Raw genomic sequence first — 24,796 nt, forward strand, 5'->3', positions numbered from 1 at the left:
AGTACTAAAAAAACTAGAGGATGGAAAATAATAAAGACAAGCAGAAAAAGTTTTATTTTCTGTCCTTCTGCTTCTGAATTTATTTGATTCTCTTATCATTATTCATTACTTCCATTATTTCCACAAAATAAAAAGCACCAACGGAGACCGCTGCTGCACAAACATTTGAATGTCCTCTCAGCTGATAGCCCTCCACATAGTTTCCTATATGACAGCACCGGATTTATTCAATCCCAGTACCAGTACAATAAGAATACGGCTTATTATACTTCGGCAAATTCCCCTTTCCATATGCTTCATCGCCAGCCTATTCTGCCTCTGCATATTTACTGATGGTCTTTGCACCTCTATCGTTCATCTATGAATAATGAATTTGTTTGTATTATAGCAGGAATACGCAAGAAAAACAAATGAAAAATAGAGATTTTTATGGAGTAAGAAAAGCTTTATAGCGACCGCACCAAGATGCAGAAGCCCAATATTGTTCAACTTCTTTACTGGTAAACTATGCAAAATAAAAAAATAGGTGATTCGCCTGCTTGATTATTAATTCTCTTGCAGAAAGTCCATAGACAAGTATCTTTCTCCAGTATCAGGCGCGATACAAACTATCTTTTGTGAAGGCTTCAGACGCTTGGCGACCTCTCTGGCTGCGTAAATGGCTGCAGCCCCGGACGGTCCGATAAATAACCCTTCTTTTTGGGCAAGCTCCTGCAATAAATTCAATGCCTGATCATCATTGATTTGCATGATTTCATCATAAATGGAGGTATTTAAAATCTCAGGTACGAAGCCTGGACTTGTTCCTACTAACTTATGCGGGCCAGGTTCTCCCCCTGATAAGACTGGAGAGCCTTTTGGTTCAACAACAGTAATATGTAAATCCGGAATAAATTTTTTTAGCGATTCTCCCGTACCTGTTACTGTTCCCCCTGTACCGGCAGTACAGACAAAGGCATCTAATTGATTATTCATATCCTTTAAAATTTCCAGTGCAGTTGTTTTACGATGAGCATCAGGGTTCGAAATATTTTTAAATTGCTGGGGAATAAAACTGTTTGGTATTTCCACCTGCAATTCCAGTGCTTTTTTTATGGCGCCCGGCATTTTTTCATTACTTGGTGTTAAAACTACCTTTGCACCATATGCTTTCAAAAGATTTCTTCTCTCTTCTGTACTATTATCGGGCATCACAAGAATTGCCTGATAACCCTTTGCAGAAGCTGCCATTGCCAATCCTATTCCTGTGTTTCCGCTTGTCGGTTCAATAATTGTATCTCCCGGTTTTATAAGTCCCTCCTGCTCTGCAATATGAATCATATGAGTTGCAGCCCGGTCTTTTACACTTCCGCTCGGATTAAACATTTCCAGCTTCACATAAATTTTTGCTGCATTTTCTGGCTGCAGTTTATTTAGCTCAACCATGGGTGTCTTTCCTACTAATTCTGTAATATTATCTACAACTCTCATAATTGCCGCCTCCTTCTATTCTTTTAATAAACGCTTATCTACTGAAATATCTGGATTTATCTTCATCAGTTCTTCTACAAAGGTAAATTTATCCTTCGGTGAGATTGCAATTAAATCATATTTTCCGCTTCGGATTTGTATACGATCTAGAGATAGCGCCGGGGCAATAATCGGCATCTTCGCCAGGAGAATTAACTCCATATTTTCTATATAAATCGTTTGACGAATCGGCCCATAATAGACAATTAAACGGTCTTTATCAATCTTATACCCTGTACGGAACCAAAACCAAAGCAATATACTGCATAGTATTAGCATAATGATTAAATTAATTATCTGGCCTTTCAGTAATGGAATAAACACACCACTAAGCACAACAGCCCAAAGAATAACCACCATCCAGGTATCTTTTTTCGATTCAAAATACATTATATTCCCCCATTCATCCTAACAATATCTCATCTTCCATTATAGCCACTGAAAGTGTATATACCAAATTTCAACATTATTTCCATATGTTAAATTTATACAATAAGAATAACTTATATCACCCGAACCCTTTCGTTCTTTATAAAGAACATAGGGGTTTTCATCCTTTTTCACTTCTATAAGTATAAATAATCTCCACCTAGGTCTGATATCCTTCAACATAAAATGAAAGGAGGGGGTATGTTCTATACCTACGCCCGGTATAAAGCATACCCCCCCTCACCAAAGAATTAATTAATTTAAAATGATACAGATGGTTTATTTTTTAATGGAGCAAGTAAACGATCCAGATGCTTCCATTCAAGTTTATCTAATTCGGTTATCACTTTATCTTCTTTAAAATCCCATCTGGAACCTTCTAAATCACAGCTAATTGGAACATCACATTTTATTTCCGCTAATTGCCGTGATAAATAAAGCATATCCATATCGGCTTGTAATTTACTTTGTATTCCTTTTGGGAGCCTTTCAATATTCTCTACTAAACCATCGATGGTTTCAAATTCCTGCAGCAATTTTAAGGCTGTTTTTTCTCCAATTCCTTTTACTCCAGGATAATTATCCGAGGAGTCTCCCATCAATCCTTTTAAATCAATGATTTGTGCTGGAGAAAGAGCCTTTTTCTCATAGAAATTATCCTTATCAAAGACCTCATAATTCCCCTGGCCTTTCCGCATAATAATAACACGGATATTTTCTTTTACTAATTGAAGCAAGTCTTGATCACCAGAAAGAATAAACACTTCATTTTCCGGATTATATATATTTGCAAGTGTACCCATGCAATCATCCGCTTCAAAATTTTCTAACCCTATATTAGGAATATCAAAAGATTGTACAATTTCTTTTACCAAATCAAACTGTGGAATTAATTCCACAGGCGGTGCATCCCGATTTGCTTTATACCCATCATACATCTCTGTCCGAAATGTTTTGCTTCCCATATCCCAGCAGCAGACAACATGGGATGGTCCGAAAGTTTGAATGGCATCTGTTAAATAGCGTAAAAATTGGTAAACACCATTAGTCGGAACTCCTTTTGAATTATACATAAAATTCCCCCGGAAAGATGTTGCAAAAAATCCCCGGAACAGGAGTGCCATCCCGTCTACTAATAAAACTTTATTTGCTGTCATGCTTCATTTCCTCCCTCTTTAGTATCGATCTAAAATTAGATCCATTTGTTCTTTTCTATCTGTCAGATCATCCATATCCACTTCCACAAATAAACGGTCAATAAATTGCTGATAAAGTATATCCGCTTCTTGTACAAGGACTGACTTTTCTTGATGAATCCGATTATTCCACTGTTCCTGATAGGACGACTCGATTAATTTAGCACCTTCTTCTACAAAATCCTGGACGTCTGACTCTATGATTGCGTATAGCTGCTCCTTTATCTCTTCCTTTTGATTTTGTACAAAGAACGTTTTTGTATCTTTAAATTTACCAAATAATTTCTGAAGCTCGCTATGCTTTTGAACCGATAGCTTAATCGTTAAATCAGGTGTATCAAAGCCGGAGATATCCCACTCTGATATTGAAAAAACAGGGTCGAATCTTTTAGCTTTTTCTATCATTTCAAGCTGATTGGTTTTTAACAAACCTTTTAAGAGCTGCTCAACCCGTAAAGAGACAGCTAACAGCTCTTGATGCAGCTCCGATTCCATATAAGTGACCAGCTGTTCAAACTGCTTGATCAGCTGCTGCCGGCCAGCTCTGCCTGACTCCGTAATCGTTGTTGGATTATAAATTTCTTTAAATAGATCATGAAAGCGGATCGCAAAGCGCTGATTTAGAAAAAAGGCTTGTTTTTCTAATTTTTGATGCCATCTATTTTTAGTTGAGTCTAGATCTAAATTTTCTACTGTTTGAGCGATTTGCTGATAAGCGTTTTGCAGCACTTTTTTCCGCTTTGTTTTTGCAGACTGGTCCAATTTTAACGATTGAATAAATTGTTCTAATGCTTCACCTGACCGTTCGATATCGCTGATTGCTGCTCTTTTTGCAAGCGCAGTTAAATCATGATGAATAAAATCATAGAAACGGGATTCAAATGACCGCATCTGTTCATTCAGTGTTTTTTGTTCTATTTTTTCTGCTAAAGATATCTTACTCGATACAGGATAAAGACGCGGAAAACGAATTCCTAATTGTGCTAATTGCTCTTTAACGTACATAGTTACCATATTTAATTCTTGCTGATCACTGGCAAGATCTGCAGCATTGACAATAAAAAACATTTTATCAAGCTCAAATACATCCTTTACACGTCCCAGCTGCATCAGAAAATCTTTATCTGCACGGGAGAGTGCATGATTATAGTAGGTAACATATAAAATAGCATCTGCATGCTTAATATATTCAAAGGATACATTCGTATGTCTGGCATTAATCGAATCTGCACCCGGCGTATCAACAAGTGTAATTCCCTGCTTCGTTACTTCACAATCATAAAAAAGATCCATCGATGCAATATAACACGCTTTTTCTTCATCTGTCACGTAGGATCCAAAATTATCAAAGGTGATTTTCTTGGCAGAGCCAATGACAGATCGGACCTCTTCATAGCCTTCAAGCATCGCATTTAAATAAGCCTGATACATTTTTGGCAAACGCGAATCCGTTAACACATTCTTTGTTTTCAGCCATGTAATCAGCTCCTCCAGGGAAGCATTTGGCGGTTCACATACCTTTGCCAGTGTCATTATATCATCTACCAGCATTTTTTCTGATTTAAAGGTGACAATTACATCCCGATGCCGATTTTCATTTGTAACTGGACGAATCCGGTTAACTGCAGCTGTTGTCGGATTCGGTGATACCGGAAGGACATGTTCTCCAAGAATAGCATTAGCAAAGGATGATTTCCCGGCACTAAATGCACCAAACAAAGCAATGGTATAAGAGCGTTCTGTTAAGGATATTTTTCGTTTCTTTAGATCCTGCTGGTAGCTTTCAAACCCGGGTAAATGAATTGCTTGTAAGACATTATCTATATCACAGACAACATGCTGGTCTGTTGCTGCAGGTGACTCGTTCTTTATTTCTTCCTGTACTTCATCTGCATCAGCATATACCTCCTCATCAAGTATTTCCATAGTCTCTGTTCCCTGTCTGGGAATTACTTTTCGCGCTTGGAGCTCTTCCTTCATCTCTGTAATGACTTCCGGTAACACATCAGGATTTTCCTGCTGCTCATCTAAATGGTTGAAATAAGCTGCTTCCTCACTTTCAAGTGCATAATTAGCTTGCTGATCCGCCTCTGCAGCCTGCAGCTCCTCCAATTGTTGCGTCATTTCCTGCAGCTGTTTCTTATTCTTTTCTTCAAGCTCCGTTCTTACTTCTTTTGCCAGCTGTCTCATTTGTTTTTTGAAATGCGTCTTTAAACTGGCAGCAATATCATTCGTATAATTTAAAACATAATCTCCATTTATACTTGCGCCTTTACGCAAACTGCTTTCCAGCAGCTCTTCACTTAAAGACCATTCCAGGAAGGAGATGCCTTTTTCCTGATAAGAGGAATCCAGTTGATTCAATTCAATTTGCTCATACCACTTATCACGGAGCTTCCATTTTAATGTGGTCTCAACATTCTTTTCTAAAGCATTCATAAAGGCTTGCTTCCGCTCTATTTTTGCTTCCTTCGTTTTTTTACTGCTTGTAAGTAAGCCGCCAACCTTAAAGTCAGGCTGTACAGATTCTAAATAAGCCTTTGCAAGCTCTCTTAAATCTGCGGGCATCAGATACGCATTTTTCGCAGTTTGATCTACCTCATTTAAGAACCCATCTGCTATATTTTCCGGATACTGCTGCAGGTCTTCAATCTTTTTCGTTAATGTGTCTATCTGCTCTGTCAATGCCACTTCCTCGACTTCATCTAAAAAAGCTTTTTGATTCGACATTTCCCAATGAACTTTTTCTTTATGATCTTTCACAATTTGTCGAATACTTGCATCCATTGTTGTGTATTCATCTTTAGACCTGAGCATTTGAAATACGGTGTCTTTCAGCTCTGGCCACTCATTATGCGGTGCTTCCGGACTTTTAAGGGATGTGTAGAAAATGGAAGAAGGATGCAGATTCCATTGATCAAACGTTTGTTTAATTTTTTTATCAAATTCGACAAAGGGCAATTCCGTTTCATTATGCTTATCTATCTGATTGATAACAATCATGAATGGAAGGCCATTTTCCTGCATTGCCTGAAGAAATAATAGATTCACTTCAGATTGAACATGATTATAATCGGTTACATAAATAAGATAATCTGATAAGTGAAGAGATGCTTCTGTAAGCATTCTGTCAATATCGTCTGCGGCATCAATTCCCGGCGTGTCTAAAATAGCTGTATGAGGCGGTAAAATATCCTCGCCGGTACTGATATGCATTTTTTTTATTTGATTTTTATTTTTTGAGAACTTTTTAATCTGATCTAAATCATATGGTTCATGGTATTCAATCACTTCACCATTATGAAAAAAAACATTGACAGTGCTTTCCCCAGATGAGATCTTAACAATATTTGCACTGGTAGGGATGGGACTGTTCGCTAAAATCTCCTGCCCTAATAAATGATTTATTAATGAAGACTTTCCAGCAGAAAAATGCCCTGTCAATGTAATAATAAATTCCTGATTAAAGTATTTTTCCAGTATATCAAGCATCTTATCTGCATTAATTTTATCTCCCCTATTTTTCATTTCCTGATAGAGAGATGTAATTTGCTGTTCTGTTACCCTTTTTTCCATATACGTGATCACAAGCCTTTACCCCTTTTTGTCAACTTATTCATACCTGCTAGCTGCTTTATTGTTTTCCCCTTCTTTTGACATAATATCTTTATTATACGGAATATTGGTATCGATTTCTAGGGATTTAAATATTTTAGTTTACATAATAAAATTATGGTTAATTAAATTCGTTGCTGCATGGAATGAAACAACATTGACTCTTCCAAAACTATTATTTTTTTCTATAAACATGTTCCTATTTCCTTCCATTTAGTCAATACCTGCATTGCAAATAAAGACGATACATCAGGAAAATGCATCGCCTTTTTACTATTTATTTAGCTTTTCAATGGAAAGACGGTATTTTTCTATTATACCAGACAACTTTAATCGAAGGTTTATCAGCCATTCAGGATGATCTTCAGCTGCATCAATATCTACAGCTCTTATCAATTTTGCCAGGGAGATTAATTTGTGTAACCTTTCAAAGCCTGAAGATGCACGAAGTATTTCCATATCTAAATTAGTTTCGGTTTTATATCCATCGATAAATGTTGTTATCATCGGATTTTTAACATTAAAATCTCCCACATCTCTCCATGCATAGACAATATCAGCTGCAAACCAATGGAGAGAAGAATCATCAAAATCAAGCATTCCAATTGTGTTATTATCAAAAATCACATTATCCAGTTCAAAGTCATAGTGAATGATTCCAAAGTTTTCTTTCGATAGGCTTAACTCATCCGCCCAGATTAATAGTCTTTCAAATTCTTTATGAGCTGCCAATTCTTTTTTAGGAAGTGCTTCTTTCGCTTCTAGTAAAAGGTCCTTCCAGCTTGGACGATTAACTCGATATTCTTCTGGCAGCTGCTTAAGGTTTGCGTGTAGATTACCTAACGATTTCCCCCAGATATAAGCCTGTTGATCTGAAATTTCTTCCATATTGAGATGCTTACCTTCCAGAGCTTCAAATACGACTGCATAAAAAGTTCCCAGCTTCGTTTCTATGACTTCTATATCATTTCCATTTAATGATGTTATTGGTTGAGCAACGTTTAGTGCCCTATTCCCCAAATACTTTACAATGTTCAGTTCAGCTTCAATCGACGAATAATCCCGTTCTGATGAATCATTAAATCTCAAGAACAATTGTTTTCCTTCTTTATAAAATTCAAAAATAAAATTTGCGCTTGCCCGTAAAATAGTTGCAGAGCCTTTATCATAGCCCCACCGTTCCAAAATTTCTTCTCCCAATGGGCTTCTCCATTCACTGTTAACAGTATTCATTACTTTTTTCATCGTACTTAATTTCATCATAAATATAACTTCCCCTCTTTTGAATATTGATAAAATATTCAATAAGCTGCAGGGCAAAAAAGAGAGCTAAAATTATATGCTTCAGCTCTCCTTTTTATTTTAAAAGATGGTTTATGAAAAAATCTTTTATGATGGAAGCCCTTAATCCAATCCATCCAAAGGGCCGGCCATTAATATTTATCAACCATAAGCCATGAGCAAGGATGGACAAACTAAACTTATTGAATTAGCTGACATCAACCTCACCCCTTTCCATTTAACGTTTCTCTGCATTATATATCAGATAACTTAGATGAACAAGAATACCTTTTATATTTATCAAATATTCTGATCAATGAAATTTGGCTAAATCGAAGCAGACCATTCTCAATTTCTAAAATTATATATATGGTTTACTGTATTTATCTATTTATGTTAAAACGCCCAGGATTCAATCAACCTGAGCGTTTCAAAAATAGCTTTACACTGGATAAACTCCATGCTTTCTTTCCGTAAATTGTTTGTTCTTATTCTGATAAACGGAAAAACGGCTTATCAATGCTTGGCGAAGCTGATCGGGGTTAATTATATCATCAATAATCATCTCCGAGGCTAACCGGTAAATATCAATATTCTCTTTATAAGCAGCCTGCTTTTCCTGAATATAAGCTGCTCTCTCCTCCTCCGGAAGCTTGGCGATTTTATTTGCTTCTACTGCGTTCACTGCCGCTTCCGGCCCCATGACAGCAATCTGTGCATTCGGGAAGGCCAAGCAGCAATCCGGATCAAAAGCAGGACCTGACATTGCATATAGACCTGCCCCATATGCTTTTCGGACAATAACGGATATTTTAGGAACTGTTACTTCACTCATTGCAAACAGCATTTTTGCTCCATGACGGATAATCCCTTGCTTCTCCACTCTTGTTCCAATCATAAATCCTGGTACATCTGTTAAGAACAGCAGCGGAATCTCAAACGCATCACATAGTTGGATAAACTTTGCTGCTTTATCTGCTGAATCTGTAAAAAGGACGCCTCCTTTTACACGAGGCTGATTTGCAATAATCCCTATACTACGGCCATCAATACGTGCCAGCCCTGTGATTAATTCCGGAGCAAACCGTTTTTTTATCTCACAAAAACTGCCTTCATCAATTGTACGGTCAATCAGATCGTACATATTAAAAGCTGCATTTTGATTTTCCGGGATAATTTCACTGATAGGCTTATCAAATGTCTTTGGCTCTACAGGGGCAATTTGTTTTGGTTTTTCCCGAAAATTAGCCGGAAAATAGGTTAAGTACTTCTGTGTAAATTGAATAGCTTCCTCCTCTGTATCTACTAATACATCGCCTACTCCCGAGGTTGTGCAATGCATCTTTGCTCCGCCCATTTCCTCTAAGGAAACCTTTTCGCCAATAACCTTCTCAGCCATTCTTGGAGAACCTAAATACATGGACGCGTTTCCATCAACCATGATAACAATATCGCAAAAAGCAGGAATATATGCTCCGCCAGCTGCTGATGGACCGAATAATATGCAAACTTGAGGAACCCTTCCAGACAGCTTAATTTGATTATAAAAAATGCGTCCAGCTCCCCTTCTTCCCGGGAACATATCTATTTGATCGGTAATCCTTGCACCTGCAGAGTCAACCAGATAAATCATCGGCACTTCCAGCCGTTCTGCCGTTTCCTGAATACGCAAAATTTTCTCTACAGTCCGCTGACCCCAGCTTCCAGCTTTGACAGTAGAATCATTCGCCATTGCACAAACTGTCTGTCCGTTAATTTTTCCTGTGACAGTAATCACACCATCCGCCGGTAAATCTTCAGCCAACGCATTTGCAAATAAGCCATCCTCAAGTATCTCATGAGAATCAAAAAGAAGATTAATTCTTTCTCTTGCGAAAAGCTTGCCCTTTTCAGCATTACTGTCATGATATTTTTGTTTCCCCCCTTTTTGTATTTTTTCAATACGCTGCTCCAGTTCCTTCTCCATACTCATATAAGCATACTCCTTCCAGCTTTAGTTTCCGTGATAATCGGGCTTTCTTTTTTCTTGAAACGCCAGCAGCCCCTCTTTTCTATCTTTCGTTGGTATAACCTTTAAGTAAGATTCATGCTCCAGTTGAATTGCTTTATCCAGCGGAAGATTAACTCCCTGGTTAATAGCTTTTTTAGCCTGTTTCACAGCGATTGGACCATTATTTGTTATTTTCCGGGCGATACTGATTGCTTCATCCTGTAAAAAGGAAGCAGCGACTGACCGCTCAATCAGTCCGATTGCTAAAGCATCATCTGCTGAGATAATTTTGGCAGTATAGATAAGCAGCTTTGCCTGCCCTATTCCTATTAATCTAGGCAGCCGCTGTGTTCCTCCAGCTCCCGGTATAATTGCTAAAGATGTCTCCGTTAATCCCAGCTTTACATGGTTGGCAGCGATTCTCAAATCACAGGCCAAAGCAAGTTCCAGCCCGCCTCCAAAGGAGACACCATTGATTGCAGCAATAACTGGTACATCTATCTTTTCTATGGAATCGCAGACACTTCCAATTTTTTGTACTGCAGCAACAACCTCTTCCTCATTCATTATCTTTCGTTCTTTCAAGTCAGCTCCGGCACAGAAAGCCTTCTCCCCGCTTCCAGTTATAATTACACAACGAATTTTTCCTGAGGCTTTGATTTTTTGAATACATTTCTCTAACTCTGTTAATAAAGCTAAAGATAAAGCATTTGCAGCTTCTGGCCGATTTAATGTGACAACAACTATATTCTCATCAACCGTCTCATAGTTTACAAATTGCATAGGCATACACTCCAGACTAAATTATTCAACAATCGCTATTGTATCTCCCTCATTAACGAAATCTCCTTCCTGCACCTTCCATTCCTTCAGAACTCCCTTTTCCTCAGAAGCAATCGGAATTTCCATTTTCATAGATTCCAGAATAACAACATCCTGTCCTTCTTCTACTGCTTCACCCTGCTGAACTGTAATTTTCCACACATTTCCTGCCATCGATGCTTTAATTTCCATGTTATTTACCCCCTGAGTTTGGTTGATAATATTTGCTTAAAAAGGATGTTTGTGTATTTCCTTTCAGAAATGCTTCATATGTTATAATTTCCTGAAGCATTAGTATGTTCGTTTTAATCCCTTCAATATTAAATTGACGCAGTGCCTCTTCCAGCTTATCTATTGCCTCTGACCGATTTTCTCCATAGACAATCAATTTCGCAATCATCGGGTCATAAAAAGGTGTTACCGTATCTCCAGAAGTAACTGCACATTCATTGCGGACATCTTTTCCTTCAGGCAGTTCAAGCGCTGTAATTTTACCCGGTGATGGAAAGAAACGAATGGGGTCCTCTGCGTAAATCCTGACTTCAATTGCATGCCCTTTTATTGCTATCTCTTCTTGTTTAAAAGAGAGTACTTGATTATTAGCAATATTGATTTGTTCCTTCACAATATCAACACCAGTAATTTCCTCTGTAACTGGATGCTCCACCTGAATACGTGTATTCATTTCTAAAAAGTAAAATTTACCTGATTCATCAACTAGGAATTCAATTGTTCCTGCATTGGAATAATGAATCGCTTCAGCTGCGATAACTGCTGTTCTTCCTAACTGTTCGCGAAGCTGTTCAGAAATGGATGGAGAAGGAGCCTCCTCTAATACCTTTTGGTTCCGGCGCTGTATCGAGCATTCCCGTTCAAATAAATGAATTGTATGATTATGTTGATCTGCTAATATCTGCACTTCAATATGTCTGCTATTTTGTATGTGCTTTTCTAAAAACATCGCGCCATCTCCAAAGAAAGACGCAGCCCGCTTGGAGTTGTTTTCAAAAGCTTTTTTCAGCCCATCGGCTGAATGCACTATCTCCATTCCGATGCCGCCACCGCCAGCTGAAGCTTTCAACATAACCGGATAGCCGATTTCCTCAGCAAACCGGACAGCTTCTTCTGCAGATCCTACAGCACGATCTGTACCAGGAATTACTGGTACACCAGCTTCTATCATCGCTTTTCTGGCTTCAATCTTGCTCCCCATCAGCCTTAATATATCTGCTTCAGGACCAATAAAAATGATATTTTCTTCTCGACAGCGTTCAGCAAATGCCGGGCTTTCACTTAAGAAGCCATAACCGGGGTGGATCGCATCAGCATTTGTCTGTTTAGCAACTTCAATGATGGAATCTAATTGAAGATAGCTTTGTTGTACTTGTGATGGACCGATATGATAAGCTTCATCAGCATCTTTTTTAAATAGTGCATTCTGATCAGCGTCTGAATATACAGCTACTGTTTGAATACCCAATTGTTTACAAGTACGGATAATTCTCCTCGCTATTTCACCTCGATTAGCAATTAATACTTTTTTTATCATTGACTTCCCTCCTTCTCTAGCAGCCTAGAAGCCTCGCAATAACCAGTCGCTGAATCTCTGAGGTTCCTTCTCCAATTTCCAGTAATTTAGCATCTCTTAATAACCTCTCTACCTCATATTCACGCATATAACCATAGCCCCCGTGAATTTGAATCGCCTGGTTTGCAGCACGAAAGGCCATTTCTGATGCATATAATTTGGCATATGCCGCTTCTTTGGAAAAATTTCTGCCCTGATCCTTTAACCATGCTGCTTTATAAACCATATTACGGGCAAGCTCAATCTCCATAGCCATGTCAGCTAATTTAAATTGAATCGCCTGAAAACTGGAAATGGACTTTCCAAACTGCTTCCGGTCTTTGGCATATTGTAAGGAACGATCTAAAGCAGCCTGTGAAATACCAACCGCTAACGCAGCAATAGAAATTCTCCCGCCATCTAATGTTTTTAAGAATTGTTTATGCCCCTCATGCGCTGTACCAAGTAAATTTTCTTTGGGAACACGGACATTATCTAGGATGACCTCTGCTGTATCTGATCCGCGGACTCCCATTTTTTCATAATTACTGCGGATTGTTAGTCCCTCAGCATCTGTTGGAACAATAATGGCTGAAATTCGATTCTTATTGTTTTCATCTTTTTTAGTAACTGCCGTAACGATAATGAAATCTGCGAAGCTGGCATTTGTGATAAAACATTTTTCTCCTTGAATAATATATGCATCGCCATCCAATTTAGCAGTCGTTCTTGTGCCTCCAGAATCTGATCCGGCATTTGGTTCTGTTAATCCAAACGCTCCCAGCGAATGTCCTTCAGCGATCGGCTTTAAAAACGTTTGTTTTTGTTCTTCCGTTCCAAAATAATAAATCGGACTGGCTCCTAAGGACACTGCCGCTGCATAGCTTAGTCCTGTGCTGCCACAACGCCGCCCAATTTCCTCTACGGCTATCGCATATGAAATCGTATCACCGGAAGAACCTCCATAGTTTTCAGGAAAAGGAATGCCTAATAAGCCAAGCTTTCCCATTTCTTGAAAGATGTCTTCTGGAAAAGCTGCATTTACATCGATTTCTATTGCTCTTGGCCGGATGGTTTTTTCCGCAAAATCAGAAACCATTCGTTGAATCATCTTTTGTTCTTTTGTTAAATCAAAATTCATCCCCACGCCCCCTTGACTTAAATATCGCATTCATATTCTTCTTTTTCTTCGAGAAATTAAATTTGTTTTACAGGCAGTTCTAAAAAGATATAGACCCAAATTGAATGCGCTTCCATTTCTATTTTATCAAAAGGTGAGAGTTAGGCAAACAAAAAGATAAAATGTTTTTTTATCATAGACTACGTAAAATATTTTTATTCTTCTCTTAAGCTTGAAAAATAAATTCGCCGATTATCATTTGAGTGCTTTTTTGAACATACTCTTATAATAAAAAAGCTCCTCAGCATTATTATTTCATGCTAAGGAGCTTATATGATTCTCTATATTTCATCGCCCATATCTTCAAAAGGCTTTTTATAGGTTGTCTCTTTGTATACCTCGATTACTTCACCGGCTTGATCCGTATCGACGATAAATGATCCGTTACTATAGCGGTCGGCAATAGACAGCTCAAGTGGGTATACCTGCTGTGTTCCGCCATTCTTCGTTCTATAACAAATGGTTTCTTGTTTACTCACCATAAAAAATCCTACAATCCGATGAGGTTTTTGCTTTAATTCTTTAAGCATGATTAGCCCGCGTTTGGCACGACTTGCTTTTTCAAAGGATTTTAGTTTCATGCGTTTACAAGCTCCACGCTGCGTTATTACAAATAAATCTTTTTGAACTTCCTGATCAAATACTTGTCCATTCACCACATAATCATCATCTTTTAAAGCAATGGATTTCACCCCTGCTGCTCTCTGACCGACAATGGATACTTCAGCTTCTTCATACCATAAACCGTAACCTTTATTTGTTGTGATAAAGATGTCTTTGTTTCCATCTGTACGGCTTACTTGTACAAGTTCATCATTTTGCTTGAGATTTAATGCAATTAATGCTTTTCCCCGACGCTGTGCTTCGTAAAGCTGAAATTCACTTCGTTTAACCATACCGTTTCGAGTAAAGAACACTAAAAATCCTTTCTCTTCTTTAAAATCACGAACAGGAATGACTTTAATCAGATGCTCTTCTTTTTCTAATGGCACAATATGTGAAATGTGTTGTCCCATATCCTTCCAGCGAATATCCGGCAATTCATGAACAGCACATAGTATATATCTTCCCTTATTTGTAAAGATTAATAAATCATCTGTTGTATTAACCTCTAATAAACTTATCGGATGATCATCATCTTTCAGCGGTAAGTCTTGATTATTAGAAGCTGCATAGGAACGCAGACTTGTCCGCTTCACATACCCGTCTCTGGTGACAGAAACCAGCACGTCTTCACTTGCGACAGTAACCTCAATATTAATCTTTAATTCTTCTACTTTGTCTTCGATATGCGTACGCCGTGCATCTGCAAATTTTTTCTTAATTTGTCTTAAGTCACTCTTAATGGTCTGGAGTAATTTCTTCTCACTATTCAGGATTTCAGAAAGTATTTCCATTTGCTTATTTAGCTCGCGTGCTTCTTCTTCTAATTGAACAATATCCGTATTTGTCAATCTATAAAGTTGAAGCGTAACAATAGCTTCGGCCTGCGGTTCTGTAAATCCGTATTTTATCATGATTTGATTTTTGGCATCCGTCTTGTCTTTTGACGCACGAATGGTTGTAATCAATTCATCTAAAATCGAAATAGCTTTAATCAATCCCTCAACAATATGTGCTCTGGTTTTAGCCTTGTTTAAATCAAATCGTGTTTGATTCGTTACAACCTCACGCTGATGACTGATATATGCATCAAGAAGCTGCGGTAATGATAAAAGCTTCGGTGTTTTATCTTTAATAGCAACCATATTGAAATGGTAGGCAATTTGTAAATCCGTATTTTTGTATAAGAAGTTTAAGATACCTTCACTGTTTGCATCTTTTTTTAGCTCTACAACAACACGTAATCCAGTACGGTCTGTATCATCACGGACTTCTGCAATTCCTTCTACTTTCCTATCAATACGAAGCTCATCCATTTTCTTGACCATCGTTGCTTTATTAACTTCATACGGGATTTCCGTAATAACAATTTGTTCACGATTCCCTTTTAAACTCTCGATAACTGCTTTACCGCGGACAATAACTTTTCCTTTTCCAGTCTCATATGCTTTCTTAATTCCTTCGATACCTTGAATAATTCCACCTGTCGGGAAATCAGGACCCTTCAGTACCTGCATCAAATTATCCACACCGGCTTCGGGTTTATCAATCCGCATAATAACTGCGTCGATTACTTCTCCCAAATTATGAGGAGGGATATCTGTTGCATACCCTGCAGAGATCCCAGTTGATCCATTCACTAACAGGTTTGGAAATTTTGCCGGTAAAACAACTGGTTCATTTGTTGTTTCATCAAAGTTAGGAATGTATTCAACCGTCTCTTTGTCTATATCACGAAGAAGCTCTGAAGCAATAGGAGACAGCCTGGCTTCCGTATAACGCATTGCAGCAGGAGGATCCCCATCAATACTGCCGTTATTTCCATGCATTTCAATTAGTCCATTACGCACTTTCCAGCTTTGGCTTAAGCGTACCATTGCTTCGTAAACAGAAGAATCTCCATGCGGATGATAGTTACCGATAACTGTTCCAACAGTTTTGGCAGCTTTTCTGAAATTCTTATCATGTGTATTTCTTTCAACATGCATTGCATAAAGTATACGCCGCTGCACAGGCTTCAATCCATCTCTTGCATCAGGAAGGGCACGATCTTGAATGATATATTTACTGTATCTTCCAAAACGATCTCCGATAACTTCTTCTAAAGGAAGGTCTAAATATTTCTCTGTTTGATCCAAATGGAATCACTCCTTACAATCCGAACTAATCTTCTTTATGAATATTTTCATTTTCTAAAATGGTCCCGTCTTCTTCCAAACCAAATTTAACATGACCTTCAATCCACTTACGGCGCGGCTCTACCTTATCTCCCATCAAGGTGGTTACTCTTCTTTCCGCTCTGGCGATATCATCAATTGACACGCGAATAAGTGTACGGGATTCTGGATTCATTGTTGTTTCCCATAACTGATCAGCGTTCATCTCACCGAGACCTTTATACCGTTGAATATCATAACCATTTTTTAATTCAGTGACTGCTTTTTTCAGCTCTTTTTCATCCCATGCATAAAGCGTTTTTTCTTTTTTTCCTTTACCTTTAGAAACCTTAAACAGAGGTGGAAGTGCGATAAACACTTTTCCAGACTCTACTAAAGGACGCATATAGCGATAAAAGAAAGTTAACAGAAGCACCTGGATATGTGCTCCATCGGTATCTGCATCGGTCATAATAATAATTTTGTCATATTGAACATCTTCCATATTGAAATCTCCGCCGACGCCCGCTCCGATTGTATGAATAATCGTTGAGATTTCTTCATTTTTTAAGACATCCTCAAGCTTTGCCTTTTCCGTATTAATAACCTTACCGCGTAATGGAAGTACCGCCTGGAATTTACGGTCACGGCCTTGTTTTGCCGACCCGCCGGCAGAATCTCCCTCTACCAGGTATAATTCATTCTTTTTAGGGTTTTTCGATTGAGCCGGTGTTAATTTACCGCTTAATAAGGTATCTTTTCTTTTGCGCTTTTTACCGGTACGGGCTTCTTCCCGTGCTTTTCTCGCAGCTTCCCTTGCTTCTTTCGCGCGAATTGATTTCTTAATCAGCACAGTAGAAGTTTCTACATTTTCCTCCAAAAAGTAAGTCAGATTTTCAGACACAACAGAATCAACCGCAGAACGAGCTTCTGTGGTTCCTAATTTTCCTTTTGTCTGTCCTTCAAATTGTAATTTATTCTCTGGAACACGCACGGAAATAATTGCTGTCAACCCTTCCCGAATATCCGTTCCTTCTAAATTCTTATCTTTTTCTTTTAATAAACCAGCTCTTCTTGCATAATCATTCATAGTCCGGGTAATTGCCGCTCTTGCTCCAAATTCATGTGTACCGCCATCACGCGTCCGCACATGGTTTACAAATGAGAGCATGTTTTCAGCAAATCCATCATTGAATTGAAAAGCAAATTCAACTTCAATTTCCGATTGCTCTCCTTCAAACGAAACAACTGGATGAAGAACATCCTTTTCTTCATTTAGCCATTCTACAAAAGACCGCAGCCCTTCAGGATATTCATAAACCTGGTGTTCATTATTATGTTCATCTGTCAGCTCAATTTTTAACCCTTTAAGCAGAAAGGCAGATTCTCTTAACCGCTCTGAAATGGTTTCAAAATTAAATACCGTTGTAGAGAAAATCGCCGGGTCCGGTTTAAAATGAATACAAGAACCTTTCTTTTTGGAAGGGCCTTTGTCCTCTAAACCGGTTGCAGGCCTCCCGCCATCTTCAAAGCGCTGTTCATATTTACGGCCATCACGATAAGTTGTTACTGTCAGCCATTCTGATAGGGCGTTTACAACAGAAGCCCCTACTCCATGTAATCCTCCACTTGTTTTATAGCTGCCTTGACCGAATTTTCCGCCTGCATGCAGAACAGTGAAAATAACCTCTGTTGTTGGTTTTCCGGTTGCATGCATCCCAATCGGCATCCCGCGGCCTTTATCCTCCACAGAAATACTGTCATCTTTATGTATGGTTACTATAATTTGATTGCCATGACCAGCCAGTGCTTCGTCAACAGCATTATCAACAATTTCATAAACAAGATGATGTAATCCACGAATGTCGGTACTCCCAATATACATTCCTGGCCGTTTACGTACTGCATCCAGCCCTTCCAGTACCTGGATAGAACTATCAGAGTATAGATTTTCTTTCTCCACGAATCATCTTCTCCTTTCAAGACTTCCTCTATATACATCATAGAACATTAGTTCTCATTTGGCAAACAGGTAAATATTAAACTGACTTTTGTATAAGTGCTTGTGCAACTATAACATTCTAATAAAAGAAAAAAAGCACAAAGCAATAATTCAGCGGCAAACCAATTTGGTTACAAACTAGAAGTCTGTAAGCAGCTGAATGCTTGGAGCTTCAGGCAGCTGTGCTTATATGACGTTTCTTTTCCACCCTTGTTCTACCTATATAAGAAATTTTAACCTTGTTTATACACTATAGAGCAAAATTTGTTTCTTCGTCTAGTCTGAACATACACGCTTCCAATAAATTAGAAAACATTCCAATTGAAATGCTTGTTATAAATTGTCGTTCCAAAGAGTTTTATCTGATTAGACTTAAACGCACTATATCAATGTTTACATCATTAATATCTTATGGGAAAAACCAAAGAAAAGCAAGGCAATCATTTATTTAAGGTTCTTGAACAGCTGAATTTCTTTCCGTTATTTTATTTAAAACTAAAAAGCTGAGTCTGAATTATGCCTGACTCAGCTTTTAGTATATTTATAATAGATTCTGAACATAACCCAATCATAAATTTTCTACTTCAATAATACAGCATGAACTACTTTAATACAAAGGTCCATCACTACTTCAAAATCATGCTCTTTTAAATAATCATAAGCCTCTTCATTTACAATTCCCTGCTGCGCCCAAAACATTTTACAATCTGTCTGTACAGCATCTTTTGCTACATCCATCAAATGCTCTGGCCGGCGGAAAACATTAATAATATCAATAGGCTCATCTACTTCTGCTAAAGAGCGATAGGCTTTTTCTCCAAGAACCTCATCAAGAGTCGGATTCACAGGAATAATCTTATATCCTTCCTCCTGCATTCTTTTAGCGATTTGATGTGATGTTCTCTCTGGATTGGCGGATAACCCTACAACTGCAATTGTTTTTGCTTCCGTTAGAATTTCTTTTAACCTTTCATTACTTGGATTTTGAACGGACATCATAATTCCTCCTTTATAATTATTCAATAAAACTATTCTCTATCAAGTAGTCTCTGGCCACATCCTCTGCAGATGCATCCTCATAATCCACTTGATAATTCATTTCCTGCATTTCCTCATCTGTAATTTGTCCACTTAACTGATTCAATATATCTTCCAGTTCTGGATACTGTTTTAACGTATCTGCCCGCATTAACGGTGCACCCTGGTATGGCGGAAATAAGTTTTCAGAATCTTCCAGGGCTACCAGCCCTAATTCTACCATATAGCTGTCCGTTCCATAGGCATCAATCACGTCTACTTCTCCACTGGAAATAGCTCCTTGACGCAGACCGGGATCCATTGTGTTTACCTCATTAAAATCTAAATTATATACGTCCTGCATTCCTACATAACCATCATAACGGTCATTAAACTCTAATGTGAAGCCAGCTGTTATTTCATTTTCAATCGATTTCAAGTCAGAGATATCGTTAAGATTGTTTTCTTCTGCAAATTCTTTTGTTACAGCTACCGTATACGTATTATTAAACAACATTGGTTCTAATAGCTCCAAATTATATGCTTCTTTAATACCGTCTCTGGCTTGTACGTATACCTCTTCTGCTTCGTTAGACTCCGCTTGTTCATCAAGCAGTGAAACGATAACGGTCCCTGTAAACTCCGGATAAATATCAATACTTCCCTGCTGCAATGCATTAAACACCATATCTGTTTTTCCAAGGTTCGGTTCTAACTCAACGGTAATATCACTTTCCTCCTCAATTAATATTTTATAGATATTCATAATGATTTCTGGTTCTGCTCCTAATTTTCCAGCAATAACAATTTCACCTTTTTGGCTGTTTGGTATCATAAAAGGAATCGCAATCACAAGTACAACAATCAACAACATTGCTGCAAAAGCCTGCATTCCGTATTTCTTAGACAGCTTCTCAAATAAACGGAGAATAAAATCAAGAATGACAGCTAATAAAGCAGCCGGTATTGCACCTAATAAGACGAGCGGAATATCCCCTCCCCGATCCAAACCTAGTAAAATAATATCTCCAAGTCCGCCGGCACCGATTAAAGCCGCAATCGTTGTAGTACCAACAATAAGCACCATGGAGGTTCGAATACCAGCCATGATTACTGGCATCGCAATCGGCAGCTCTATCTTCATTAACTGCTTCCTGGTATTCATCCCCATCCCTCTGGCAGCTTCCCGTAATGCCGGATCAACCCCGTCTATTCCTGTGTATGTATTTCTGAGAATTGGCAGCAGTCCATATAGTACAAGCGCAACAATAGCCGGTTGAATTCCGATTCCTAAAAATGGAATTAAAAAGGCAAGCACAGCAAGACTCGGTATTGTCTGTAAGACTGCAGATGTGCCGATAATAGGCTCGGCAACACGTGGATACCTTGTCAGCATTATCCCTAATGGAACAGCAATTAAAATAGCAATACCAAGTGAAATTAAAGAAATCTGTAAATGCTCCCAAATTGCCTGGAGGAGCATATCCTGTCGATTCTGGAATACGTTAATAAATGAACTCATAAGATGCCTGCTCCTTCCTTTTCCTGCTGATAGAAGTATTGAAGCAATTCATTACTTGTAATAACACCGACAGCTTTTTGACCATTCTCCACCACCGGGAAATGAGTCTGGTTTACTGAACGAATAATTGCATATGCGTCCTCAACCGTGCTTTCGACAGGAATCGTCACAGCTTCTTTCTGTTCCTTATGATTTTCAAAAATTCCTTTTAAAATCTGATTTTTGTCCACAAGCATGAAAAATGCACTGCCGTATTCCATCACGTCATCAGCATTATCCTCCTTAAAATATGCTGGGTCCTTCTTCATAACTTCTTTAATCGGTTTTAGCCATGGCGACTGCCGATTTCCAATAAATTCTTCTACAAACTCATTTTCAGGATGTCTCATCAATTCTTCAGGAGATCCGCATTGAACAACACTGCCTTCTTTCATCAGGCAAATACGATCACTCATTTTTAATGCCTCGTCCATATCATGGGTAACAAAAACAATCGTCTTTTTGATCTCCGTTTGTAATTTATTTATATCTATTTGTAATTGCTCCCTGCTGATTGGATCGAGTGCGCTAAACGGCTCATCCATTAATACGATATCAGGATCCGCAGCTAAAGCCCGGATAACGCCGATTCGCTGCTGCTGCCCTCCTGACAGTTCTCCTGGATATCGCTTTTTAAAAATGGATGGATCGAGTCCTACCATATCCAATAATTCATCTGTCCGTTTCTGCATTTTACCTTTTTTCCACTTCAGCAAATCTGGAACCACCTGAATATTTTCCTGCACTGTCAAATGAGGAAACAAAGCAATTTGCTGCAGAACATAACCGATATTCCACCGTAACTCGTGAATGGAATATTCGCTTACCGGTTTATCATCTATGTATATTGTTCCTGCAGATGGATCAATCAGACGGTTAATCATTTTCATCGTGGTTGTCTTTCCGCATCCGCTGGGACCAATCAACGTCATAAATTCTCCTTTTTCTACTGTCAGATTAAATCGGTCTACAGCAGTTGTCCCATCTGGATATGTTTTTGTAATATCATCAAATGTAATCATAGTAGATTCCCCCTTCATAAAATGATTCCCGATTGTATGTGTTTAAAAACCTGGCATCGTTTTATTTTTCAGTTTATATATAACTCAACTTTCGCACTTGAGAATAAGCATCTATACCTTCCTATTCCAGGATGAATATGGTCTACATTATCCTGCTACTGGAATGGAGATTGTGTATAGCGCCGCTCCGACCAACCACTACGCTTTCCATGGGGACGGCTTCAGCTAACTTGAAAAGAAAACCGCTTTTCAAGTGGATCTTCAGCTCGCCCTGTTCCCATAGGAGTCTGCGTGGTTGGTCTGCGCTCATATAGGAGGGGGAGTTGGATGAAATCATTGCCTTTTGCTTGATAAAAAGATTATTTTAGTGTTTCAAATGGTTGATTTGGCAATTTAAATGATGACCCAGCATGGATAATAAATATCGGAATTGCTTTCATGAATAAAGAGTAATCATGACAGAATATTTTATCGTTAATCAGAAAAAATGTTTTATCTGATTTAACTTCTATTTAGTCAGCTGTTTCAACCTGTATAGAACATCCCGCTAGCGGAGGCGGACCGTTTTGACTCCTGAGAGAATAGCGGAAAGCGTCGGTTAAAAACGTAATAACTGGACCGAAGCAACTGAGATAAAGGAATCATGCCCCTTTAGGGGTATGCCGACGTTAGGCTTCAGCCTGCTTTTAGTCGACCTTCCTTTACTTTAACGGATGATGACTTTCACCCGCGGGGCATAAGCGCGACTTTAGCTCTGTCTGCGCCTGACGGCTTGCCAGTCGCTAAGTCTTCTTTATCGTAGGGCGCTTTCGGGAAGTTGTCTAGTTTTTGACGCTTGTAGCTGGACAGGGATTAGCATCATCTGAAGATCCACTTTTGCCAAGAAGAGTACTTGGCAAAAGTTAGATGAAGAGCGTGCCCCTAGGAAAGCAAAACGGTCCGCCGTAGCGGTCGCTTTACACTTTACCTTCTATCTTTGTCAACAGATATATGGAAGAAATGATCAACCCCTGTTCCTATGGATAGGAAGTTTCTTTTTAAAGTGCGAAAGTTGAGTAATTTATAAAGATACGTATAGGCAAAAAATAAATTTGCTAAAAGAACAGCTCAGATAAGCTTTTCTAAAAAAATTTGTACTTAAACAGATTGGTTCATGCTAAAATAACCATAGGAGTATTGAAATAAGAATTTGTAAAAGAGAGTTGGGAACGTATGGATTATATTATTTTTGGGATTATCGCATATCTCTTAGGATCTATTCCATTTGCCTTAATTATCGGCAAAATAGGATATAAAATAGATGTTCGTGAGCATGGAAGTGGTAACCTGGGCGCAACCAATGCCTTTCGAGTACTTGGAATAAAAGCTGGAAGCATCGTTATTATCGGTGATATTTTAAAAGGAACTGCAGCTGTTTTATTACCTCAATTATTTGATGCAAACGTCTATCCTTTAATCATTGGTATTATAGCTGTCTTAGGTCATACTTATCCAATTTTCGCTAAGTTTAAAGGCGGGAAAGCTGTTGCAACATCAGGCGGGATGATTCTCGGAATTAATCCGTTTCTGTTTATTATCATGATTGCAACGTTCTTATTATCATTATATTTATCAAAATATGTTTCACTTTCATCCATGATTGCTGGAATTGTTGCCTTTTTTGCTTCCTTGTTTTTCAATGACATCGGACTGACCATTGTTATCTTTTTATTAACTGCTTTTGTAACCTACCGTCATTGGGCAAATATTAAACGAATAAAAAATGGTACAGAGCCTAAAATAACGTGGATGTAGAAAGCCGATAAATTGAATATTTAAGCCGAATTCAGTATACTAGTGGCTAGTTATAATTTTGATTGTTTAAGCATCTAAGGTACCACAGATGTTTACAAGAAAGGGCGTTTTTTTATGCAGCAAATAGACACGATTTCATTAAAAAAGCTTCCATCTAAGGAAGAAAGACATAGATTATTTGGTTCTGTTCCGCCTGGAGAGAAAAAAAAGCCTACTGAAAAAAGCAAAATGGCTGATTTACAAAATGTAAAACGTGATTTTCTTTTTGATTTGGATGCAGTTGGAGTAGCAAATGTAAAGTACCCTGTCCGTGTCTTGAGCGGACAAACACCTTATGAACAAACAACCATTGGGACATTCACATTTTCATCCAGCATCCCTGCCAATAGTAAAGGCACAAATATGAGCCGTTTTATGGAGCTGTTAGAGCAATATTATCAAGGCGGCTTCACCATCTCTATTGATGAGCTGAAACAGTTTACCAAGGATCTGGCAAATAAACTGGAGCAGGATGATGCATCTGTTTCTGTGAGCTTCCCCTGGTTCTATGAACGTGAAGCTCCACAGACTCTTGCCTCAGGACTGAACCATGCTGAAGCATCTGTTTCTGTACGCTATTCAAAACATGAGGATTATCAAATCAACGTTTCTTTAAAAGTACAAATAACGACACTATGCCCCTGCTCAAAAGAAATTAGTGAATACAGCGCTCATAACCAGCGGGGTAATGTGACGATTGAAACAGAGCTGGAGTCTAATTTTTCGAATGCAGATGATGATTGGAAGGTACTTTTATTAGAGGCTGCTGAAAGTAATGCAAGTGCCAGACTTCACCCTATTTTAAAAAGACCGGATGAAAAAATGGTAACAGAGCAGGCTTACGAAAATCCGAGATTTGTCGAGGATATGGTTCGCTTAATTGCAGCAGACCTCTATGAATTGCCTTCTGTTCTTAAGTTTCATGTATCATGCCGTAACGAGGAATCTATTCATATGCATGATGCTATTGCTTCAGTTACGTATGATAAGCGCGACGGACAAGGTTGATTTTA

General features: G+C 38.4%; 17 protein-coding genes and 1 riboswitch. Of the genes, 2 read left to right on the forward strand and 15 right to left on the reverse strand.

From position 1 onward, the window contains the following. Positions 1–177 precede the first annotated feature (177 nt). Positions 178–358, reverse strand: a riboswitch (Lysine riboswitch). Positions 359–546: 188 nt separating this feature from the next. The 15 genes from cysK to MKY30_RS19850 all read right to left on the reverse strand — a co-directional run bounded on the left by cysK (position 547) and on the right by MKY30_RS19850 (position 21,950). Then, on the reverse strand, positions 547–1,470 hold the full coding sequence (cysK, locus tag MKY30_RS19780; RefSeq protein ID WP_341085172.1) for a cysteine synthase A: 924 nt from the start codon (positions 1,468–1,470) through the stop codon (positions 547–549). A 15-nt stretch (positions 1,471–1,485) separates the two neighbouring features. After that, the gene (locus MKY30_RS19785) at positions 1,486–1,899 is read right to left on the reverse strand and encodes a PH domain-containing protein (RefSeq protein ID WP_147210438.1); all 414 of its coding nucleotides are present in this window, start codon (positions 1,897–1,899) and stop codon (positions 1,486–1,488) included. A gap of 299 nt (positions 1,900–2,198) precedes the next feature. Further along, positions 2,199–3,095 carry a 5'-3' exonuclease gene (locus MKY30_RS19790; RefSeq protein ID WP_147210437.1) on the reverse strand — a complete coding sequence of 299 codons (897 nt, stop codon included), beginning with the start codon at positions 3,093–3,095 and terminating at the stop codon, positions 2,199–2,201. 18 nt (positions 3,096–3,113) lie between these two features. Then, positions 3,114–6,722 (reverse strand): dynamin family protein, encoded by a 3,609-nt coding sequence (locus MKY30_RS19795; protein ID WP_341085173.1) that lies wholly within the window; start codon positions 6,720–6,722, stop codon positions 3,114–3,116. Positions 6,723–7,022: 300 nt separating this feature from the next. Further along, the gene (locus tag MKY30_RS19800) at positions 7,023–8,012 is read right to left on the reverse strand and encodes a phosphotransferase enzyme family protein (RefSeq protein ID WP_341085174.1); all 990 of its coding nucleotides are present in this window, start codon (positions 8,010–8,012) and stop codon (positions 7,023–7,025) included. Between the two features lie 460 nt (positions 8,013–8,472). Further along, positions 8,473–10,002, reverse strand: a complete 1,530-nt coding sequence (locus tag MKY30_RS19805; protein ID WP_147210435.1) for an acyl-CoA carboxylase subunit beta — start codon at positions 10,000–10,002, stop codon at positions 8,473–8,475. 21 nt (positions 10,003–10,023) lie between these two features. Continuing rightward, positions 10,024–10,803 (reverse strand): enoyl-CoA hydratase, encoded by a 780-nt coding sequence (locus MKY30_RS19810; protein WP_186813631.1) that lies wholly within the window; start codon positions 10,801–10,803, stop codon positions 10,024–10,026. 21 nt (positions 10,804–10,824) lie between these two features. After that, on the reverse strand, positions 10,825–11,034 hold the full coding sequence (locus tag MKY30_RS19815; RefSeq protein WP_147210433.1) for an acetyl-CoA carboxylase biotin carboxyl carrier protein subunit: 210 nt from the start codon (positions 11,032–11,034) through the stop codon (positions 10,825–10,827). A 1-nt stretch (position 11,035) separates the two neighbouring features. Then, on the reverse strand, positions 11,036–12,391 hold the full coding sequence (locus MKY30_RS19820; protein ID WP_341085175.1) for an acetyl-CoA carboxylase biotin carboxylase subunit: 1,356 nt from the start codon (positions 12,389–12,391) through the stop codon (positions 11,036–11,038). Between the two features lie 16 nt (positions 12,392–12,407). Further along, positions 12,408–13,550 (reverse strand): acyl-CoA dehydrogenase family protein, encoded by a 1,143-nt coding sequence (locus MKY30_RS19825; protein WP_341085176.1) that lies wholly within the window; start codon positions 13,548–13,550, stop codon positions 12,408–12,410. Between the two features lie 320 nt (positions 13,551–13,870). After that, entirely contained in the window at positions 13,871–16,330 is a 2,460-nt protein-coding gene (gene parC, locus MKY30_RS19830) for a DNA topoisomerase IV subunit A (protein ID WP_341085177.1), read from the reverse strand. Between the two features lie 25 nt (positions 16,331–16,355). After that, a complete protein-coding gene (parE, locus tag MKY30_RS19835) occupies positions 16,356–18,311 on the reverse strand; it encodes a DNA topoisomerase IV subunit B (RefSeq protein WP_341085178.1) in 1,956 nt (651 codons plus the stop codon). A gap of 618 nt (positions 18,312–18,929) precedes the next feature. Then, positions 18,930–19,346, reverse strand: a complete 417-nt coding sequence (locus MKY30_RS19840; RefSeq protein ID WP_147210543.1) for a CoA-binding protein — start codon at positions 19,344–19,346, stop codon at positions 18,930–18,932. Positions 19,347–19,365: 19 nt separating this feature from the next. Continuing rightward, complete coding sequence (locus tag MKY30_RS19845; RefSeq protein WP_147210428.1) at positions 19,366–20,889, reverse strand: ABC transporter permease/substrate-binding protein; 1,524 nt, start codon at positions 20,887–20,889, stop codon at positions 19,366–19,368. Beyond that, positions 20,886–21,950: an ABC transporter ATP-binding protein gene (locus tag MKY30_RS19850; protein WP_147210427.1), complete on the reverse strand. Its 1,065-nt coding sequence runs from the start codon at positions 21,948–21,950 to the stop codon at positions 20,886–20,888. The genes MKY30_RS19845 and MKY30_RS19850 overlap by 4 nt, the downstream gene beginning before the upstream one ends. Positions 21,951–23,162: 1,212 nt before the next feature. Here MKY30_RS19850 and plsY point away from each other — a divergent pair. Together plsY and folE2 are read left to right on the forward strand one after the other, a co-directional pair. Beyond that, a complete protein-coding gene (gene plsY, locus MKY30_RS19855; protein WP_147210426.1) occupies positions 23,163–23,744 on the forward strand; it encodes a glycerol-3-phosphate 1-O-acyltransferase PlsY in 582 nt (193 codons plus the stop codon). A 114-nt stretch (positions 23,745–23,858) separates the two neighbouring features. Continuing rightward, positions 23,859–24,791, forward strand: a complete 933-nt coding sequence (folE2, locus tag MKY30_RS19860; protein WP_341085179.1) for a GTP cyclohydrolase FolE2 — start codon at positions 23,859–23,861, stop codon at positions 24,789–24,791. Positions 24,792–24,796: the final 5 nt, after the last annotated feature.

Origin of the sequence: Oceanobacillus sp. FSL W8-0428 (assembly GCF_038004405.1) — a bacterium.
In the GTDB taxonomy this organism is placed as follows: domain Bacteria; phylum Bacillota; class Bacilli; order Bacillales; family Amphibacillaceae; genus Oceanobacillus; species Oceanobacillus sojae.

Coding starts and splice junctions, on each gene's coding strand:
- cysK (WP_341085172.1), bottom strand. CDS start 1,470: ATGAGAGTTGTAGATAATATTACAGAATTAGTAGGAAAGACACCCATG.
- MKY30_RS19805 (WP_147210435.1), bottom strand. CDS start 10,002: ATGAGTATGGAGAAGGAACTGGAGCAGCGTATTGAAAAAATACAAAAA.
- MKY30_RS19800 (WP_341085174.1), bottom strand. CDS start 8,012: ATGATGAAATTAAGTACGATGAAAAAAGTAATGAATACTGTTAACAGT.
- MKY30_RS19825 (WP_341085176.1), bottom strand. CDS start 13,550: ATGAATTTTGATTTAACAAAAGAACAAAAGATGATTCAACGAATGGTT.
- MKY30_RS19785 (WP_147210438.1), bottom strand. CDS start 1,899: ATGTATTTTGAATCGAAAAAAGATACCTGGATGGTGGTTATTCTTTGG.
- MKY30_RS19815 (WP_147210433.1), bottom strand. CDS start 11,034: ATGGAAATTAAAGCATCGATGGCAGGAAATGTGTGGAAAATTACAGTT.
- MKY30_RS19840 (WP_147210543.1), bottom strand. CDS start 19,346: ATGTCCGTTCAAAATCCAAGTAATGAAAGGTTAAAAGAAATTCTAACG.
- MKY30_RS19820 (WP_341085175.1), bottom strand. CDS start 12,391: ATGATAAAAAAAGTATTAATTGCTAATCGAGGTGAAATAGCGAGGAGA.
- MKY30_RS19850 (WP_147210427.1), bottom strand. CDS start 21,950: ATGATTACATTTGATGATATTACAAAAACATATCCAGATGGGACAACT.
- plsY (WP_147210426.1), top strand. CDS start 23,163: ATGGATTATATTATTTTTGGGATTATCGCATATCTCTTAGGATCTATT.
- MKY30_RS19845 (WP_147210428.1), bottom strand. CDS start 20,889: ATGAGTTCATTTATTAACGTATTCCAGAATCGACAGGATATGCTCCTC.
- MKY30_RS19810 (WP_186813631.1), bottom strand. CDS start 10,803: ATGCAATTTGTAAACTATGAGACGGTTGATGAGAATATAGTTGTTGTC.
- folE2 (WP_341085179.1), top strand. CDS start 23,859: ATGCAGCAAATAGACACGATTTCATTAAAAAAGCTTCCATCTAAGGAA.
- MKY30_RS19790 (WP_147210437.1), bottom strand. CDS start 3,095: ATGACAGCAAATAAAGTTTTATTAGTAGACGGGATGGCACTCCTGTTC.